Origin of the sequence: Ornithinimicrobium murale, from assembly GCF_003352835.1 — a bacterium.
Taxonomy (GTDB): Bacteria; Actinomycetota; Actinomycetes; order Actinomycetales; family Dermatophilaceae; genus Ornithinicoccus; species Ornithinicoccus muralis.
This window is the reverse complement of sequence record NZ_QLVD01000015.1, coordinates 145,022-162,605: the sequence shown is the minus strand read 5'-3', so window position 1 is coordinate 162,605 and position 17,584 is coordinate 145,022. Positions and strand designations below refer to the sequence as shown.

The 17,584-nt window shown below is 69.7% G+C and carries 18 protein-coding genes; 3 read left to right on the top strand and 15 right to left on the bottom strand.

The genetic code is table 11. The features are described 5' to 3' along the window. Positions 1-35: 35 nt before the first annotated feature. On the top strand, positions 36-1,490 hold the full coding sequence (locus DPQ65_RS05775; RefSeq protein WP_114906425.1) for a KamA family radical SAM protein: 1,455 nt from the start codon (positions 36-38) through the stop codon (positions 1,488-1,490). Between the two features lie 26 nt (positions 1,491-1,516). Next, positions 1,517-2,008 carry a Cys-tRNA(Pro) deacylase gene (gene ybaK, locus DPQ65_RS05770; protein WP_114906424.1) on the top strand — a complete coding sequence of 164 codons (492 nt, stop codon included), beginning with the start codon at positions 1,517-1,519 and terminating at the stop codon, positions 2,006-2,008. Positions 2,009-2,023: 15 nt separating this feature from the next. Here ybaK and DPQ65_RS05765 read toward each other — a convergent pair whose 3' ends face one another. Both DPQ65_RS05765 and DPQ65_RS05760 read right to left on the bottom strand, forming a co-directional pair. Next, positions 2,024-2,899, bottom strand: a complete 876-nt coding sequence (locus DPQ65_RS05765) for a hypothetical protein (RefSeq protein WP_114906423.1) — start codon at positions 2,897-2,899, stop codon at positions 2,024-2,026. A gap of 3 nt (positions 2,900-2,902) precedes the next feature. Then, complete coding sequence (locus DPQ65_RS05760) at positions 2,903-3,355, bottom strand: Lrp/AsnC family transcriptional regulator (protein ID WP_114906422.1); 453 nt, start codon at positions 3,353-3,355, stop codon at positions 2,903-2,905. Positions 3,356-3,376: 21 nt separating this feature from the next. Here DPQ65_RS05760 and DPQ65_RS05755 point away from each other — a divergent pair, with 21 nt between their 5' ends. Continuing rightward, on the top strand, positions 3,377-4,321 hold the full coding sequence (locus tag DPQ65_RS05755; RefSeq protein ID WP_238146703.1) for a 5'-3' exonuclease: 945 nt from the start codon (positions 3,377-3,379) through the stop codon (positions 4,319-4,321). 53 nt (positions 4,322-4,374) lie between these two features. On the opposite strand, the gene DPQ65_RS05750 is transcribed toward DPQ65_RS05755, so the two are convergent. The 13 genes from DPQ65_RS05750 to DPQ65_RS05690 all read right to left on the bottom strand — a co-directional run bounded on the left by DPQ65_RS05750 (position 4,375) and on the right by DPQ65_RS05690 (position 17,556). Continuing rightward, positions 4,375-4,923 (bottom strand): PH domain-containing protein, encoded by a 549-nt coding sequence (locus tag DPQ65_RS05750; RefSeq protein ID WP_114906420.1) that lies wholly within the window; start codon positions 4,921-4,923, stop codon positions 4,375-4,377. A gap of 98 nt (positions 4,924-5,021) precedes the next feature. Beyond that, complete coding sequence (locus DPQ65_RS05745; RefSeq protein ID WP_114906419.1) at positions 5,022-5,225, bottom strand: cold-shock protein; 204 nt, start codon at positions 5,223-5,225, stop codon at positions 5,022-5,024. A gap of 190 nt (positions 5,226-5,415) precedes the next feature. After that, on the bottom strand, positions 5,416-6,726 hold the full coding sequence (locus DPQ65_RS05740; RefSeq protein WP_114906418.1) for a multidrug effflux MFS transporter: 1,311 nt from the start codon (positions 6,724-6,726) through the stop codon (positions 5,416-5,418). Positions 6,727-6,837: 111 nt separating this feature from the next. Further along, complete coding sequence (locus DPQ65_RS05735; RefSeq protein ID WP_114906417.1) at positions 6,838-9,756, bottom strand: DEAD/DEAH box helicase; 2,919 nt, start codon at positions 9,754-9,756, stop codon at positions 6,838-6,840. 83 nt (positions 9,757-9,839) lie between these two features. Further along, complete coding sequence (locus tag DPQ65_RS05730; RefSeq protein WP_162802030.1) at positions 9,840-10,721, bottom strand: diacylglycerol/lipid kinase family protein; 882 nt, start codon at positions 10,719-10,721, stop codon at positions 9,840-9,842. Between the two features lie 43 nt (positions 10,722-10,764). After that, positions 10,765-11,571 carry a twin-arginine translocase subunit TatC gene (tatC, locus tag DPQ65_RS05725; RefSeq protein ID WP_238146702.1) on the bottom strand — a complete coding sequence of 269 codons (807 nt, stop codon included), beginning with the start codon at positions 11,569-11,571 and terminating at the stop codon, positions 10,765-10,767. 18 nt (positions 11,572-11,589) lie between these two features. Continuing rightward, entirely contained in the window at positions 11,590-11,946 is a 357-nt protein-coding gene (tatA, locus tag DPQ65_RS05720) for a Sec-independent protein translocase subunit TatA (RefSeq protein ID WP_114906414.1), read from the bottom strand. A 59-nt stretch (positions 11,947-12,005) separates the two neighbouring features. Beyond that, entirely contained in the window at positions 12,006-12,977 is a 972-nt protein-coding gene (locus DPQ65_RS05715; protein WP_114906470.1) for a helix-turn-helix transcriptional regulator, read from the bottom strand. Next, entirely contained in the window at positions 12,977-14,023 is a 1,047-nt protein-coding gene (locus DPQ65_RS05710; protein WP_114906413.1) for a helix-turn-helix transcriptional regulator, read from the bottom strand. The genes DPQ65_RS05715 and DPQ65_RS05710 overlap by 1 nt, the downstream gene beginning before the upstream one ends. Positions 14,024-14,096: 73 nt before the next feature. Further along, on the bottom strand, positions 14,097-15,266 hold the full coding sequence (locus DPQ65_RS05705; RefSeq protein ID WP_114906412.1) for a DUF3866 family protein: 1,170 nt from the start codon (positions 15,264-15,266) through the stop codon (positions 14,097-14,099). Between the two features lie 73 nt (positions 15,267-15,339). After that, entirely contained in the window at positions 15,340-15,822 is a 483-nt protein-coding gene (locus DPQ65_RS05700; protein ID WP_162802029.1) for a hypothetical protein, read from the bottom strand. A 250-nt stretch (positions 15,823-16,072) separates the two neighbouring features. Further along, positions 16,073-16,450, bottom strand: coding sequence for an FKBP-type peptidyl-prolyl cis-trans isomerase (locus DPQ65_RS05695; protein ID WP_114906410.1), 378 nt, complete (start codon positions 16,448-16,450; stop codon positions 16,073-16,075). Between the two features lie 83 nt (positions 16,451-16,533). Then, positions 16,534-17,556 carry an FKBP-type peptidyl-prolyl cis-trans isomerase gene (locus tag DPQ65_RS05690; RefSeq protein ID WP_162802028.1) on the bottom strand — a complete coding sequence of 341 codons (1,023 nt, stop codon included), beginning with the start codon at positions 17,554-17,556 and terminating at the stop codon, positions 16,534-16,536. Positions 17,557-17,584 lie beyond the last annotated feature (28 nt).

Below are 17,584 nucleotides of genomic sequence, written 5' to 3'. Positions count from 1 at the left end.
CGCTTTCACCGCAAGATATCCGTAGCATGCCATGTATGAGCAGCCTGATCGAGCAGCCTTACCACTACCAGCAACGTGAGCTGGTCGAGCCGGACTGGACGCGCTTCCCCGGGTGGCGCGAGGTCACCGCGGCGGAGTGGGCCAGTGTGCAGTGGCAGCGAGTCCACTGCATCAAGAACATCAAGCAGTTGCGTGAGCTGATGGGCGACCTGCTCACCGACGCGTTCTACGCCGACCTGGAGCGCGACCAGGCCGAGCGGGCCACCATGTCCATGTTGCTCCCACCGCAGATGATCAACACGATGGTCTCGGAGATGACCTGGGCCGAGGGGCGGATGCCCGCGGCCGGCGAGGAGTTCACAGCGGCCTTCTACGCCGACCCGGTGCGCAACTACATGCTGCCGGTGTTCTCGGACCGCCGCGCGGACTGGCCCTCGCACCCCAACTCCCAGCGCGACTCGCTGCACGAGCACGACATGTGGGTGGCCGAGGGACTGACGCACCGCTACCCCACCAAGGTGCTCGCCGAGCTGCTCCCGACCTGCCCGCAGTACTGCGGCCACTGCACCCGCATGGATCTGGTGGGCAACTCCACGCCGCAGGTCACCAAGCTCAAGCTGGCGGGCAAGCCGATGGACCGGCACGAGGCGATCATCGACTACCTCAAGCGCACCCCCACGGTCCGGGACGTCGTCGTCTCCGGTGGGGACGTGGCCAACATGCCGTGGAAGAACCTCGAGTCCTTCATCGACCGGGTCCTGGACGTCGACAACATCCGGGACATCCGGCTGGCCAGCAAGGCCCTGATGGGGCTGCCGCAGCACTGGTTGGCCGACGACACCGTCGAGGGTGTGGCGCGGGTCTCGGCCAAGGCCCGCAGCCGAGGTGTCGGCCTGGCGATCCACACCCACGTCAACGCCGCCCAGTCGGTCACGCCGCTGGTCGCGGACGCGACGAAGGCGATGCTGGACGCAGGGATCCGCGACGTCCGCAACCAGGGCGTGCTGATGCGCGGGGTCAACGCCACCAGCGAGGACCTGCTCGACCTGTGCTTCGCGCTGGCCGACGGCGCCTCGATCACGCCCTACTACTTCTACATGTGCGACATGATCCCGTTCGCTGAGCACTGGCGGACCTCGCTGGCCGAGGCCCAGCACCTGCAGCACTCGATCATGGGATACCTGCCAGGTTTCGCGACCCCCCGCATCGTGTGCGACGTGCCGTTCGTGGGTAAGCGCTGGGTGCACCAGGTGGACACCTACGACACCGAGCGCGGCATCTCCTACTGGCGCAAGAACTACCGCACTTCCATCGAGACCGAGGACGTCGACGTCACCAGCGCGGAGTACGTCTACTACGACCCGATCTACACCCTCTCGACCGAGGGCCAGGCGTGGTGGCGTCAGCACAGCGACGCGGCAGGGACGCACGAGGCGGCCACGGCCGCGGCCCAGGCCTCCCGGGAGACCTCGGTGGCGCAGCTCGACTGAGTTCCAGCTGGGCTAACCTCAGCGCCATGGCAAGGAATCGGGCCACGACGGGCGGCACGCCGGCGACCGTTGCACTGGAGCGTGCCGGGGTCGCCTTTACACCTCACGCCTACGAGCACGACCCAGCAGCCGAGTCCTTTGGCCTGGAGGCCGCGCACGCGCTCGGTGTGGACCCTGCCCGCGTCTTCAAGACCCTGCTCGTCTCGGTCGAGACCGGTCTCGCCGTCGGCATCGTGCCGGTGCACCGCCAGCTGGACCTGAAGGCGTTGGCTGCCGCGCTCGGCGCGAAGAACGCCGTGATGGCCGACCCCGCGGTCGCCGAGCGGACGACGGGATACGTCGTCGGCGGCATCAGCCCCCTCGGCCAGAAGAAGTCCCTGCCAACCGTGCTCGACGTCACTGCATCAGGGTTCGAGGCGATCCTGGTCTCGGGTGGCAAACGCGGCCTCGACGTCGAGTTGACCCCCGATGACCTGGCGCGGCTCACAAGCGCCAGGCTGGCCGCGATCGCCCGCTGACGGTCGGCCGCTGAGTCAGGGCGATGTCACGGCGGTGCCGTTGATCCACACCTCGCCGTGTGGCCAGTGCGCCGCCAGTGCTGTAGCGGCGGGTCCTGTCGGTTCCCGGTCCAGGCCCACCTCCAGGTGACCCGCGTCCTGCACTGTGATCCCCACGAACGAGTGCTCGGCAGGGAGCGAGGCGACCAGTGCCTCCAGGTCCTGCAGCTTCTCCAGCCGGTTGCTGCCGGAGAGCTCCAGAGAGGTCCGCAGCGGTCCGTCGCAGCCGCTGGCCAGATAGACCAGGACGGGGGCCTCGGCGTTGGCCCACCCCAGTTCGGTGAGAACCGCACCTGCCTCGCCCACCGTGTCGGTGAAGAAGCCGAGCGGCTCCGTGCCTGGCCCGCAGAGACGCTCGGTGTCCACGTCACGCGTGAGCGCCACCCGACCCGTGTCCAGGGAGAAACTGAGCGCTGTCCGGTTGCTGTCGGCCAGCTCGAGAGCCTGGGACAGCTCGGGCCACTGATCAGCAGCGCTGCCCGTGATCGTCACCGGACTGGTGCCCCACCTGCCTTCGACGCTGATCTCCAGGGACCAGCGGGAGTCCGCGTGCTCGACGGTGACCTCCCGCAGCGTCTCCAGCAGCTCGGAGACCTCGGGCTCGGTCAGCTCGCCGCCGCGCTGGTGGATGTCAACGCGCACCTCGGCGAAACTGGGGTCCGCGGCGGTCTCCGTGACGAACTGGGGATGATCCGTGCCGAGCTCGCTCTCGAGCTGCTCCCCCAGTGCCCTGCCCTGGTCAGCGTCGGGGAAGGTCTGGCTCAGCCGGAAGAGGCCGACCGCGATGACGACGGCCAGCACCAGACCCACCGCCAACGCGGCCCAGAGGACCACGCGCAGAGCGCCGTTCATGGGCTATGCCTCGGTCGGCAGCTGGACGGGCCTGCCCTCCCAGGGCGTGGAGAGCACGACGGTGGTGCTGCTGGCACAGTTGGCCGCCACGCGGATGTCGGCCAGCAGCTGCTCCAGGTCGGAGGGCTTGGCGAGGCGCACCTGGATCACATAGTTCTCCCGACCGGCCACCGACCAGCAGGAGTCGATCTGTGGGAGGTGCTCGAGGCGCTCCGGTATGTCATCCGGGGCTGCCGGGTCGAACGGTGACAGGGCGATCAGGGCGGTGAGCGGGAGGCCGACCTTCTCGAAGTCGATCTCGGCGCGGTAGCCGGTGATCACGCCCCGTTCCTCGAGCCGCTTGACGCGCTGGTGCACTGCGGAGGTGGACAGGCCCACGGCTCGCCCGAGCTCGGCGAAGCTCATCCGCCCATCGGCAGCGAGGTGCGCGGCGATCTGGCGGTCAACGGCTTCCATGAGGACATAGCCTAGTGATCCATGAGCGCACAGATGAGTCCAGGCCAGCGTCTTCTGTTGCTGGACACCGCCAGCCTCTATTTCCGGGCCTTCTTCGGGGTCAAGGACACCTCCCCCGCCCCGGACGGCACACCGACCAACGCGGTGCGGGGGCTGCTCGACATGACGGCGACCCTGCTCAACCGGTTTGAGCCGACTCACCTGGTCGCCTGTTGGGACGACGACTGGCGACCTGCCTTCCGGACCGCGGCCATCCCGTCCTACAAGGCGCACCGACTGGTCGAGGGGTCGGCCGACCAGGAGGAGGTGCCCGACGACCTGCAGGTGCAGGTCCCCGTCATCCGCGCCGCGCTCGAGGCCTTCGGCATCCCGGTGCTGGGGTCTCCCGGCTTCGAGGCCGACGACGTCATCGGGACGCTGGTGCATCGGCATACGGGAGTGATGCCGGTGACCGTCGTGACCGGTGACCGGGACCTGTTCCAGCTCGTCGATGACGAGCACCAGATCACCGTGGCCTACACGGCGAGGGCCGGGGTCCGGGACGCAGAGGTGATCGACCAGGCGGGACTGCAGGAGCGGTATGCCGTGGCCTCCGGGGCGGCGTATGCCGACATGTCGATCATGCGCGGGGACACCAGCGACGGCCTGCCGGGAGTGGTCGGCATCGGGGAGAAGACCGCGGCGGCCCTGATCGCGAGCTACGGCTCGCTCGCCGGGGTCCGCCAGGCCCTCGCGGACGGCGACCCCGCCATCAAGGGGGCCCGCCGCAGGAACCTGGAGGCGGCTTCCGACTATCTTGACGTGGCGCCGGGCGTGGTGCTGGTGGCCCGGGACGCAGCCCTGGAGGACCGGCCGCTCTCCCTGCCCCGGGAGCTCGCCGATCCAGGCACGCTGCAGCAGATCGTGGAGACCTACGGCATCTCCGGACCGATCACCCGGCTGATGCAGGCGCTGAAGCTGCACTGAGACGTGGGCGTTCCTGGAACGTGGCCGTCAGCTGCGTTCCTGGGACCGAGCCTTCAGTTGCGTCCGCGGGAGCGCGGAGGCTCGTTCGGGGGCCACTCCCCGTCGTCCGATCCGTCGTCCCGGGAGTAGAGCAGGTTCTGCAGCTGCACGTGCACGGCCTCGACCCTGGGCACGTCGTGCAGGTCCATGCCGGCCTTGTCAGTGGCATCGGAGACCGTGAGGGTCCCGCATCCCAGCACCCGGTCGAGCAGCCCCTTCTCCAGGCCGATGTCGTTGACCCGGTGCAACGGGATGTCCCGGCCAATCTTGGTGAGGATGCCGGTGCGGTGGCTGATCCGCCGGGTCGTGATGGTGTAGCGCTCCGTGGACCAGCGCAGGATCGGGATGACCACGAAGAACAGCGCTATGACGGCGGCAAGCACAGCCAGGGCCAGCGTGATCCACATGCCGTAGGACAGGTCGCGGGTGAACCACCAACCGCCCCACACCACAGCCACCAGGAAGATCGCCAGGGCCACCGGCTCGGCCAGTGCCTTCCAGTGCGTCCGGATGCTGAGAACGACCTCTTCGCCGTGGGCGAGCTGACTGTCCTTGAGTCCCATGGGATGAATCTTGCCACCTGGCGACCGATTCTGTCCGGGACGCACGAAACCCCGCGCAGTTCTGCGCGGGGCTTCGTGGTGAGTCGGTTGAGCTCAGCTCAGAGGGGGCGGACCTTCTCGGCCTGCGGACCCTTGGGACCCTGGGTGACGTCGAACTCCACCTTCTGTGCCTCCTGGAGCTCGCGGTAACCCGAGCTCTCGATGGCGGAGTAGTGCACGAAGACGTCAGCGCCGCCGCCGTCCTGCTCGATGAAACCGAAGCCCTTCTCGGAGTTGAACCACTTCACGGTGCCTGTAGCCACTGGTGTTGCCTCATTCTTGTTCGTTGGCGGGGCCCACGTGTGCGGACCCTCCGAGCTGCCGATCCACCTTTGAGGCAACACTCCGAGTCCACCCGGGCGCGAAACCTCGTTGGACACGGGTACGGCAAGTCATCTCAAACGCTAGCACGTGTCGGGCCTCAGGGACACCCGCCGCGGTGAGTGTTCCGCATCAGACCCCTGAGACGGCGGTCTCGACGGCCCGTTCCGGTGGGGCTGGTGCGTCCGTCTGACCCCGCCCCTCGGGGCCGCCACCGGACCGGTCTGACCCGCGCCACGGCATACCGGCCAGGATCTCGCCCGGCCTGGCGAGCGTCCAGAACACCAGGACCGCCAGGAGCCCGCAGCCGACCATCACGCCGGCCATCGGGACGGCAGAGTTGGTGTCGAAGGCTCCGGTGACCGGCGCGATCAGGGCTCCGAAGAGGAAGTTGCCGGCTCCGAGGAGGGCCGCGGCCGACCCGGCCCGCTCGGCGTGGTCGTGCAGGGCGATGACCGGGGCGTTGGGCATCACGAAGCCCGTGGCGCCCAGGACGAGCACGACACCCGCGACGATGGCGACCACCCCCAGATCCAGCAGCGCCGCCACCAGGAGCAGGCCGGAGATGAGCACCGTCGTGGGCAGGACGACCCGCAGGATACGGACCGGGTGGACACGTTGGACCAGGAAACCGTTGGCCTGGCTGGCGATCGTCAGTGACCCGGCGCCGGCGGCGAAGACCAGCGCGTACCCCTGGGTGGACATGCCGTACAGGTCCTGGAAGATGAATGTTGCCGAGCTGATGTAGGCGAAGAGCGCGCCCATCGCGGCTCCGGCGGTCAACATCAGGCCGACGAAGCGGCGACTGGAGAGCAGGACGCCGTAGGACTGCAGGGCAGGTAGCACTCCCCCGCGGCGCCGGCGCTCCTGCGGCAGGGTCTCCGGCGCCAGGAAGAGAGCGACCGACACCAGGATCAGGCCGAACACGGCCAGCGCCCAGAAGATCGTCCGCCAGGTGCCAAAGTGCAGGAACTGGGCGCCGAGAGTGGGCGCCAGGATGGGAGCGACACCGACGATGAGGAAGAGCCGGGAGATGAAGGTGGCCATCTGGGCGCCGTCATAGAGGTCACGCACCATCGCGTTGGCCAGCACCATGCCCGAGGCAGCGGTCAGACCCTGCAGGAACCGGAGGACCAGGAGCGCCTCCAGGGAGGAGGACAGGGCGATCACGACCGAGACGACCACGTAGGCGCCCAGGGCGACCAGCAGCGGACGCCGACGCCCGATCACATCGGCGACGGCACCGATCAGCAGCTGACCGAGCGCCAGACCGATCAGGGTGGCCGTGAGCGTCAGCTGGACCGCTGCGTCGGTGGTCTCCAGGTCCTGGACGATGGTCGGGAACGCCGCCAGGTAGATGTCGATCGTCAGCGGCCCGATCGCGACCAGGGCGCCGAACATCAACAGTCGGGTCAGCCTCGAGGGCTCGTGGGTGATGGGCACGGGGAAGTCAAGGCCGAGCAACGTCGACGTATTCCGGATCGCCCCGGCGGGCGGCTGGCGTCACAGGTCCGCCCGCACGGCCCGTGTCACGGGTCTGTGGGCTCTCGACATCTAGTCGAGGCGGTCGGCGGCCACCACCCCGCGCAGCATGGCCTCGGAGGCCCGCCGGGCGTTGCCCGCCACCGGCTCGTCGGCGGCGTGGGCGATCTGACCGAGCAGGTCGATCACCTGCTTGGACCGGCGCACGAAGTCACCGGCGGACAGCTCGCTGTCGCGCAGGACCTCCTCCAGGGAGCGCCCGGAGGCCCACCGGTGCACCATCCACGCGATGCCGGCGTCGAGCTCACCGGTCAGTGGCAGCGTGTGCCTGGCCTCGCGGTCGGTCAGCTCGGACCAGATCGCCACCATCTCGCGGTAGGCCTCGTCGACCTCGACGTTCGGCCAGCGTGGTTGCAGCGTCTCCTCACTGCCCCGCGGCTCGTGGATGAGTGTGGAGACGACCGCGGCCAGCGAGGGCGCGTCCAGCCGCCTCCAGGTGCCCTGGGTGATCGACTGCGCGGCCACCAGGTCCTTCTCGGTATAGATCCGCCGCAGACTCTCCCCGGACGAGGTGACCTCGGTGCCATCCTCGGTCAGGTAGCCCAGCTCGGCCAGCAGCGTGCAGATCCGGTCGAAGGTCCGGGCCACCGTGTTGGTGCGCCCGCTGACCCGCCGTTGCAGGTCATCGGTCTCCCGCCGCAGCTTCCACCAGCGCTCGGCCCACCGGGCGTGGTCCTCCCGGTCGGGGCACTGGTGGCACGGGTGGGCGCGCAGTTGGCGGCGCAGCTCGTCGGGGTCGGTATGCCGAGTCGCCCCCCGGCCAGGTCGCTCACCGCGGTCAGGGGTCGGCTGCGCCTCCTCGGCGGCGTGCCGGGTCGGGCGCTGGGAGGGCGGCGGCTCGAAGGGCACCTGGGCGCGGAGCGTGGCCGCGAGGTCCTTTCGGGAGCGCACGTTGCGCGGGTTGAAGCCGCGGGGGATCGTGAGCCGCGCGACCGGCTCGACCGGCTCGCGCAGGTCGGTCGGGGTCAGGCGCCGCAGTTGCCCGTCGGAGGTGAGCACCCCCGGCTCCGGTGTGCGCCCGGCCTTGGTCGGCACGGTGAGGACCACCGCCATGCCCTTGCGGCGCCCCTCGGGCAGACTCACCACGTCCCCCGGCGTGAGCTCCTCGAGGCTGACGGCGATCTCGGCGCGGCGGGAGGCGCTGCGGCGGCGGGCCTCGTCCTTCTCGGAGTCGTTGAGCTGGCGCCGGAGCTTGGCATACTCCCGGAAGTCGCCCAGGTCACAGTGCATCGACTCGGCATAGCCCTCGAGGGCCTCCTCGTTGCGCCGCACCTGGCTGGCCAGGCCGACCACGACGCGGTCGGCCTGGAACTGGGCGAAGGAGGACTGCAGCAGCTCATGCGCCACGGTGCGGCCGAACTGGGCCACCAGGTTGACGGCCATGTTGTAGGTCGGTCGGAAGGAGGATTTCAGGGGATAGGTGCGGGTCGAGGCCAGGCCTGCGACGTCGACCGGGTCCAGGCCACGGCGGTGCAGCACGACGGCGTGGCCCTCGACGTCGATGCCGCGTCGACCGGCCCGCCCGGTGAGCTGGGTGTACTCCGCGGGCGTGACTGGCGCGTGCTCCTCGCCGTTGAACTTGACCAGCTTCTCCAGCACCACGGTGCGAGCTGGCATGTTGATGCCCAGGGCGAGGGTCTCGGTGGCGAAGACTGCCTTGGTCCGGCCAGCGGTGAACAGCTCCTCGACGATCTCGCGGAACAGCGGCAGCATCCCCGCGTGGTGGGCCGCGAACCCCCGCGAGAGCCCCTCCACGAAGTCGTGGTAGCCGAGGACGGGCAGGTCTCGCTCGTCGACCTCGGCGACCCGTTCCTCGACCAGCCGGCGAATCCGGGCGCCCTCCTCCGGTGGCACGAGGCGGGTGCCCTTGGCCAGCAGCTGGGTGACCGCCCCCTCGCACCCGGCCCGGCTGAAGATGAAGGTGATCGCCGGCAGCAGGCCCTCACGGTCCAGGCGGTCGATCACCTCGGCACGGCTGGCAGTGCCACCGGGCAGACTGCCTGGCCCGCTCCCCCGGCCCACGCCCTGGACAGCGTCCCGGTCACGTCCGCGATCGGCATACGGTCGTCCCCTGCTGCCGCGTCCGCGGTCGTCCCGCCCGTGCGGTCTCCCCCGCCGCCCACGCGGGCCCCCGGCGTCGTCGCGGCGCCACCGTGAGTCGCGCTCATAGCTGCCGATCCGCTCGAGCAGCTCGGGGTTGATGCGCGCCTGCTGGCCCTGGGTCGAGGGGTCGGCGACCAGGCCGTCACCGGTGTGCACGAATAGGTCGAGCAGGTCCTTGCCGACCATCAGGTGCTGCCACAGCGGCACCGGCCGGATCTCGGAGACGATGACCTCGGTGTTGCCGCGCACGGTCCGCAGCCAGTCACCGAACTCCTCGGCGTTGCTGACCGTGGCCGACAGCGAGATGACCTGCACGGACTCCGGCAGGTGGATGATGACCTCCTCCCACACCGCGCCCCGGAACCGGTCGGCCAGGTAGTGGACCTCGTCCATCACCACGAAGCCCAGGCCCTCCAGGGTGCGGGAGGAGGCATACATCATGTTGCGCAGGACCTCGGTGGTCATCACGACCACGGGAGCCTCGCCGTTGATCGAGCTGTCCCCGGTCAGCAGCCCGACCTGGTCGGCGCCGTGTCGGGCGACGAGGTCGTGGTACTTCTGGTTGCTGAGGGCCTTGATGGGCGTGGTGTAGAACGCCTTGCGTCCGGTCTCCAGAGCGAGTGCGACCGCGAACTCCCCCACGATCGTCTTGCCCGCGCCGGTGGGGGCGGCGACCAGGACGCCCTGACCTGCGTCGACGGCCCCGATGGCCTCCAGCTGGAAGTCGTCGAGGGGGAAGTCGAAGCCGGCTGTGAACCGGCCCACGGCCCCGCCCTGTTGCCGGGTCCGCTTGCGGGCAGCGGCGTACCGCTCGGCGGGAGTGGACATGTCCTCAGGTTACGCGCTCCCCCCACCAATTTTTGGGGAGGTTCGGACCGCCCCGTCACCCTTTGTGGGGAGGTTCGGACCGCTCAGCGCACCGGGACCATGATCTCGATGGCCGCGGGAGCAACCGTGCACTCCACCGGCAGCGGGCCCAGTGGGTCGCCGTCTCCGTGCGCGATCAGCTGTGGCCCAGCGACGCTGACGCGGCGGGCTCGCTCGAACCGGACGGCGGGGTGGTTGCTGTGCCTTCCGGAGAAGACGCCGCGCAACAGGCGCAGGGCCGAGGCGGCGCCGACCGGCTCGATGATGATGACGTCCAGCAGCCCGTCCGCGGGGTCGGCGTCGGGCGCGATGCGCATCCCGCCGCCGTAGATCGGCATGTTGCAGACCGCAACGACCAGCCCCGTGAGCTCCAGGACCCGGTCGTCGACCTCGAGGCGGTAGTCCATCGGTCGCAGGCGGATGATCTCTGGCAGGGTGGCGATGGTGTAGCTCTGGGCCCCCAGCCACCGGGGCAGCGTGGCGGCACGGGAGGCGATGAGAGCATCCAGCCCGCAGGGCACCGAGCCGACCACGTGGAGGTCGTAGGGGTCGACGTGGATGAGGTCGATGGACCGGCGCCTCCCGGTGAGCAGGGTCTGCATCGCCCGGTCGGTGGATAGCGGGATCCCGAGGGAGCGGGCGTTGTCGTTGCCGGTGCCCGCGGGCACGATGCCCAGCGCGGTGCTGCTCCCGACCAGGGTGTTGGCGGCGGCCTGCACGACGCCGTCGCCTCCGACCGCGACGAGGATGTCGACCCCATCGGCCACCGCACCCCGGCTCGCCTCCTGGGCGCCCTCGCGGGTGGCGGCCTCCAGCTCGGTGACCTGCTGGCCGGCGGCGCGCAGCTGCCGGACCACCTCCTCCCCCACGGCCCCGGCACCGCGGCGACCTGAGCGCGGCCCGTGCACCACGGCATACCGAGTCATGGGGCGATTGTGCCCCAGGTGGCGCCGTGAACCGGAGCGCACCTCATAGGGGACTCGCCTCGTCGGGCGACAGGTCCTTCCACGCCGCTCTGGGGTCCTTCTTCTTGCGGCGGCGTTCCAGGATCGCCGAGACGCCGATGGCGCCCCAGTAGAGGATGTAGACCGGGATCGACAGCGCGATCATCGTCCAGGCACTCGGGTCGGGGGTGACGAAGGCAGCGAAGACCAGGATGATCATGAGCGCGACCCGCCAGCCCTTGACCATCACCCGCACGGGCAGGACGCCTACCTGGTTGAGGGCGACCAGCGCGACGGGCATCAGGAAGGCCAGCCCGAAGGCGAGGATGAAGTAGAGGACGAAGTTGAGGTAGGTCATCGCGTCCTGCAGGTTCGCCGCGTCGTCCGGGGTGAAGGACAACAGGATCGCGACGGTGCGCGGGATGGCCCACGCTGCGAGGGCGGCGCCGGCCAGGAACAGCGGGACCCCGGCGAAGAAGTAGGCCAGCGCGATGCGCCGCTCCCGCTTCTTCAGCCCGGGCATCAGGAAGGCCCAGATCTGCCAGATCCACAACGGGCTGGACAGGACGATGCCGACGAAGACCGAGACCTTGAGCTGCACCGAGAACGGCTGCGTGATGCTCGCGCCGAAGTTGATGTTGACGATCTCGCGGCCCTCGGAGTCGCGCACGTTGCGCAGTGGCTCGATCAGCCAGTTGATCAGGTGCTCATAGAAGATCCAGCCCACGACGGCACAGGCGATGACCCCGAGGATCGCGAGGAACAGGCGGTTGCGCAGCTCGCGGAGGTGCTGGGCCAGGGGCATACGCCCCTCGGGGTCACGACGTGCCACGAAGCGGGGGTGGGCTGGTCAGGCGCGCGGGTCGTCGCGGTGGGTCGCGTCCGCGGAGTCCTCGCCTGCCAGGCCGTCGCGGAACTCGTCGCGCACGCTGGCGCCCTTGTCCTTCACGCCCTCGGCGGTGTCCCGGGCCCGGTCACCGAGGCCGGTGGCCTTCGGGTCGCCGTTCGTGGAGGTGTCGCGCTCGGCCTGCTCGCCACGGACCGTGTCCTTGCTGGCTGCGCTGGGCTCCTTCATCTGGTCGACCTCGGACTTGAAGATCCGCATCGACTGACCCAGGCTGCGCGCCATGTTGGGCAGGTGCTTCCAGCCGAACAGCAGGACCAGGGCAATGACTAGGACGACAATGTGCCAGGGCTGCGGCCTCATGCGAACTCTCTCTCGATGCAGATTGGGGCCACTGGCTCACGTGGCCCCCGCGTATGCGGTCAGTCTACGCGGTAGGACTCGAGCGCCTGAGCCGCTCCGGACCGGACCTCCTCGGCCAGTTCGTGAGGGGCCAGCACGGTGGCGGCCCCACCCAACCGCCACACCAGACGACGCACCCAGGCCACGTCCGTGGCCAGCAGGGTGACCCGCAGCGACCCGTCCTCGCGGCGCTCGACCGACTCCATCGGGAAGTTCTCCGCGACCCAGGCCGCAGACGGCGCAAGCTCGAGCTCCACGAGCACGTCCCCGGGGCCGGACTGGAAAGCGCTGCCACCACGCTCCCGGGGCCGGGCCTGTGGCGGTGGGGTGCCGTCCTGGTCCAGGAGGTCGAGCTCCTCGATGCGGTCCAGCCGGAACAGCCGCACATCCTCGACGCGGTGGCACCAGCCCTCGAGATACCAGCGGCCCTCCAGCGAGAGCACCCGCATCGGGTCGACGTCCCGCTCAGTGGTCTCATCACGCGTCGGGTTGTAGTGCCGCAGGTGGAGTCGTCGGGGTCCGGCCAGAGCCTCGCGGATCTGTTCCAGGCGCTGGTGCTCGACCTCGCCGACCTCCAGGCTCACGCTCACCTGGGCCGCGGCGGCGCTGCCGGCCTCGCCAGCCGCCTTCTCGAGCTTCGCCAGCGCGCGTTCGATGGCGTCCTGCGCGCCGACCCCCGGCGTCGTAGTCAGCGCCCGCAGCGCCACGATCAGGGCCAGTGCCTCGTCGCGGCCCAGGCGCAGCGGGCGGGCAATCTCCTCGGCGTTGCCGATGTGGACGCGGCCGCCCTCCCAGCTGGCCTCGATCAGGTCGTCGGGATAGTGCCCGGGCGTGCCGCAGACAAAGAGCAGCTGCAGGTCATCGACGATCTGCTCCTGGCTGACGCCGAGTTCGCGGGCGGCCTCGACGATGTCGACGCCCTGCCGGTTCATCAGCCAGGGCACCATCGTGAGCAGCCGGGACAGGCGCTGTGTGGCCGTCTCCTGCACCATCACGCACCCTCCATTTTTGGGGAGGTTCGGACCGGTGTCTGCGCCTTTTTGGGGAGGTTCGGACCGCGCCGTCCGGTCAGCACGGCCTCCAAGGACTGGCGCACGCCGGTGACCAGTTCGGGGGGCGTGAGGGCGATCGCGTCGGGGCCGAGGCCGGAGACCTCCTCGATGACCGGCCAGAGTGACCCGGCCCGCAGCTCGATGACGTCCCAGTTGTGGGGACCGCGCTCCTCGAGCAGCTGGCCACGGCGGCGGATCTGGTGACCGGTGCCGGGGCGCAGCGCGACCCGCGCGGTCGTGGCGCCCTCGCCGTCGCGAGTGGAAGAGGTGATCATCGCGCGGGGGTCATGGTCCGCGGGCACCTGGTAGGCACCCGACCGGCCGGAGGCGCGCACCGTGCTCTCGACCCGGTCCAGCCGGAACACCCGGGGGGCCTCGCGGTCCAGGTCGTGGCCGGTGAGATACCACCGTCCGTGCCAGGACGTCAGGGCCCACGGCTGCACATGTCGCTCGGTGACCTTGCCAGCGGCACCGCGGCGATAGTCGAAGGTGACCTCACGGCGGGCCAGCACGGCGTCGCGCGTGGCGTCGAAGGCCGGCTCCTTGGTGTGCAGCAGCGGCTCCACCCCGGCCACCGACTCACTGTCCCGGGCCAGGCCGGAGGCCTCGAGCTTGCGGAGGGCCTGGGCGGCGGGGCCCGCAAGGCTTGCCTGCGACCAGGCACGGGAGGCCACGCCCACCACCGCGAGCTCGTCGGGCTCAAAGGAGATCTCGGGGAGTGCATACTCGCGGCGGTCGATGCGATAGCCGGTCTCGTCGTCGAACAACGGGTCGATGACCTCGGTGCGCAGCGGGATGCCCAGGTCGCGCAACTCGTCCTTGTCGCGCTCAAACATCCGGTCGAAGGCCTCGTCGGAGCTCTCGGCATACTGCGGCACCGCCGTGCGGAGACGGCTCTTGCTCATCGGTTGCCGGGTGTAGAGCAGCGCGATCACCAGGTTGAGCAACCGCTCGGTCTTCAGCGCGGCAGAACTGGGACGGGCCATGCGGCCGACGCTACCCGACGAGCGGCCCGGGGCCGACCCGCACACCGGCGGCAGCGGCGGCGTGTCGCGACGCCTACAGCAGCGAAGCCGCGTGTCGGCCGGCGGCGGCAGCAGCGAGGAAGGCCGCAGGGTCCTCGCGCACACCTCGCCCCATCGTGGACAGCCGCACCGGGGTGGCGGCCAGCGCGGCGCCCATGCCGGCCAGGTCGATGTCGTGGCGCACCAGATGGGGCGCTGCGGCGAACAGCTCCTCCGCCTGCCGGGCCACCTGCTGCGCGAGTCCCGGGTCCATCCCGGGGTGGCCTCCCAGATCAGGCACCGGGACGTCGGCAGACCGGTTAAGCACCCGGCCGTATGCCGTGCGGCTGTGGTGGGAGATGCCGCGGTGGCGCTGCCTGGGGTCGGCTCCGGAGACGCGCAGTGTGGCGATGGCCCGTCCCTGGAGGAGGGCCGCGGCGTTGAGCGCCTCCCCGGCAGAGACACCGGAGAAGCCCCAGGTCGTTCCGGTGCCGAGGTTGCCGGGGCCCTGGGCGACCACGACCACATCGGCCCCTACGACGTGCCGCGCGGCGAGCAGTCCGGAGAAGGTGTTCACCGCTTCCAGGTCTCCGCCGTAGGCCTGCCCGCAGCTGATCACCGCCTCGAGCCAACCTGATTCGCGGAGTGCGGCGCAGGCACGCGAGAACGCGACGGGCAGCGCTCCCCCGTCGGTCATCAGATAGGCCACCCGGGCCTCTGGTGTGTCAACACGCAGTCCGGCCAGCACCGCTGGGAGGCTGGAGTGCAGATCTGCGGCGACGACCGGCATCCCCGCCAGGTCGTCGGCGTCGGTCAGGGTGCTGTGGTGCGGACTGTCCTGCTCGTCGACACCGAAGACCATCGTCTGCAGAGGGGTATACCGGGCCTTCACCAAGTGGCCGGTGCCCTCCGGGTGGGCAGCAGTGCTTTCGTCGTCGCTCGGCAGCCGGTCCGGCAGGGCCACGACCATCGCCACTCCCCCGGTGCCGAGCTCGTTGTCCAGAGCATTGGTGTTGAGCAGGACCCGGTCGCCGGCCGCAGGCACTCCGGTCACGGAGGCGTAGGCGAGAGCACGAACCACTTCACCCTCAGGTGCGACCCCCTGTGCCGCCCCCTGCGGCACGGGTGCTGCAGTGCTTCCCGCGCGCAGTCGCACCTGGACCTCGACGGCGTCGCCCCAGCGGGCCTGCTCGCCCACGACCACACCCTCGCGCCATCGAATCACGTCTTGACCCTAATGGTCGACGATGCGGATCTGGCCCGTACCGGCCCGGCGGCCCAAGCTTCGTTGACTCGAGTCAGAAGGGACGGCTCTCAATCAGGGCTGGATTCTCCGGATCGTGCTGCGCCTTGTGACGAGGGCTGGTGATCAGACCCGTCAGCCCGAGCCCGATGAGCGTTGCACCTAGTAGGTGCACGAGACCCACCGCGGTGGAAAGTGAGTGGAGCAGTCGCATCGGGATCTGCAGACTCAGCTGATAGAGGCCGTCGGAGGACAGGAGGAAATACTCGATGCCCGTCACCACCACCACAAGTCCAAGCCCGAGCCACAGCAAGTTCAGGAGGGCGTGCGGCACCGGAGCGTGGCCACCGAGCCCGATGAACAACGCCAGGGCAACCATCACGGCACCCACGGTGCTGCAGAGGATGCCGAACGTCGGCACAAAATAGAGAATGTCGTTGAAAAAGCCGTTGAGCGGTCCCGACTGATCCAGTCTCGGACTGCTCGGGAGCCACCAGATCTGCAGCAGCACCCCCACGACAGCGAGCACGGCCCCCACGATCGCCACTCTGCGTCCCATGGAAGGGACCGTACCGGTTATCGCGTCAGGCCGCGAGGCTCCGCCCTACGCGCTCGGTGACGTGGAAACCCAGGTCTCCACGCGCTCGGTGACGTGGAAACCCAGGTCTCCACGCGCTCGGTCGGGGGGAAACCCAGGTCTCCACGCGCTCGGTCGGGGGGAAACCCAGGTCTCCACGCGCTCGGTCGGGGGGAAACCCAGGTCTCCACGCGCTCGGTCGGGTGGCGGGTTAGCGCACGCCCTCGAGGTCGACCACGAAGATCAGGGTCTCGCCACCCTTGATGACACCGCCGGCGCCGCGGTCGCCGTAGCCCAGGTGCGGCGGGATGGTGATCTTGCGGCGGCCGCCGACCTTCATGCCCAGCAGGCCCTGGTCCCAGCCCTGGATGACCTGACCGATGCCGACCTGGAAGTCCAGGGGTGCGCCGCGGTTCCAGGAGGCGTCGAACTCCTCGCCGGTGGACCAGGCGACACCGACGTAGTGGGCCGAGACGGTGGATCCGGTGGTGGCCTCTGTGCCGTCACCGACCTCGATGTCCTCGATGACCAGGTCGGCCGGCGGGGTGTCGCCGGGGAACTCGACCTCGGGCTTGGTCTTGTCGCTCATCTGGTTCCTCTCACTCTGGTGAATCTGCGTGTTGCTGGCGGGAGTGGGTGTTGCTGGCGGGAATGGGTGTTGCTGGCGCAGAACTACTGCGCGGCCAGGATGTCGACGACGAAGACCAGGGTCTCCTCCTTGAGGTCTGCACTCGGGCTGCCCTCGGGTGCATCCCCATAGGCCATGTCCGGCGGGATCACCAGCAGCACGCGGCTCCCGATGGTCTGGCCGACCAGACCCTCGTCCCAGCCCTGGATGACCTGACCGGCGCCGATGACCGTCTCGAAGGCCTGGCGGCCCTCCTGCAACGAGGTGTCGAACTGTTCGCCGTCGGACCACTGGACGCCGGTGTACTGCATCCGGACGTTCTGACCCGACTGGACCTCCTTGCCCTCGCCCTTGATGAGCGGCTGGACGACCAGCTCGGTCGGGGGCTCTTCGCCCTCGGGGATGGTGATCTGCGCCGGGGAGGTGCCGTCGGCCTCGACGGTGGGCAGACCCTCCTCGGGCTCGACCTCCTCGCCCTCGGCCTGGGTCAGCGGCGTGGTGGCGCCGACGACCTCGACATAGAAGACGACGGTGTCGGACGGGCCGATGCCGAGTTGGGCGTTGCCCTGCTCCCCGAAACCGTCCGCCGGCGACATCGCAATGATCATCGACTGGCCGGGCTTGGCGCCCTCCAGCGTGTTGAGGAAGCCGGGCAACAGGTTGGGGTTGGCCAGGGACATGGAGACGGTCTCGTCCGTGGAGAACGTGGACAGGATCTCCTCGCCGGTGGTCCCGTTGACCGCGAGGTAGCGCAGCTCGACGTCCTGCTCGGCGGTGGCCCCCTCGCCCTCGCCGGCCTCGATCTCCTGCACGGAGGTCTCGGCCACTGACAGCGGCGTCTTGTCCAGCTCCAGTGCGGGCACCGTGGCGCCCTCCACCTCGGCCTCTGTCAGCGTGACGTCCTCGGCGGTGCCGTTGGGGGCGACCGAGGTCGCCGCAGCGTCGTCGGCACCGGTGCTCTCGCTGGCGTCGTCGGTGCCCGCACCGCCGTCGTCAGAACCGCAGGCGGACAGGAAGATCAGGGGGGCCACGGCAAGACCGAGCAGCCGGAACTTGGGAGAGCGCACGCGCCATCCTTGTCTGGGAGGAGTTGGT

Excerpts from the sequence above, each read along its gene's own strand:
- DPQ65_RS05775 (WP_114906425.1), top strand. The coding sequence starts at position 36 with ATGAGCAGCCTGATCGAGCAGCCTTACCACTACCAGCAACGTGAGCTG.
- ybaK (WP_114906424.1), top strand. The coding sequence starts at position 1,517 with ATGGCAAGGAATCGGGCCACGACGGGCGGCACGCCGGCGACCGTTGCA.
- DPQ65_RS05765 (WP_114906423.1), bottom strand. The coding sequence starts at position 2,899 with ATGAACGGCGCTCTGCGCGTGGTCCTCTGGGCCGCGTTGGCGGTGGGT.
- DPQ65_RS05760 (WP_114906422.1), bottom strand. The coding sequence starts at position 3,355 with ATGGAAGCCGTTGACCGCCAGATCGCCGCGCACCTCGCTGCCGATGGG.
- DPQ65_RS05755 (WP_238146703.1), top strand. The coding sequence starts at position 3,377 with ATGAGCGCACAGATGAGTCCAGGCCAGCGTCTTCTGTTGCTGGACACC.
- DPQ65_RS05750 (WP_114906420.1), bottom strand. The coding sequence starts at position 4,923 with ATGGGACTCAAGGACAGTCAGCTCGCCCACGGCGAAGAGGTCGTTCTC.
- DPQ65_RS05735 (WP_114906417.1), bottom strand. The coding sequence starts at position 9,756 with ATGTCCACTCCCGCCGAGCGGTACGCCGCTGCCCGCAAGCGGACCCGG.
- DPQ65_RS05730 (WP_162802030.1), bottom strand. The coding sequence starts at position 10,721 with ATGACTCGGTATGCCGTGGTGCACGGGCCGCGCTCAGGTCGCCGCGGT.
- tatA (WP_114906414.1), bottom strand. The coding sequence starts at position 11,946 with ATGAGGCCGCAGCCCTGGCACATTGTCGTCCTAGTCATTGCCCTGGTC.
- DPQ65_RS05715 (WP_114906470.1), bottom strand. The coding sequence starts at position 12,977 with ATGGTGCAGGAGACGGCCACACAGCGCCTGTCCCGGCTGCTCACGATG.
- DPQ65_RS05710 (WP_114906413.1), bottom strand. The coding sequence starts at position 14,023 with ATGGCCCGTCCCAGTTCTGCCGCGCTGAAGACCGAGCGGTTGCTCAAC.
- DPQ65_RS05695 (WP_114906410.1), bottom strand. The coding sequence starts at position 16,450 with ATGAGCGACAAGACCAAGCCCGAGGTCGAGTTCCCCGGCGACACCCCG.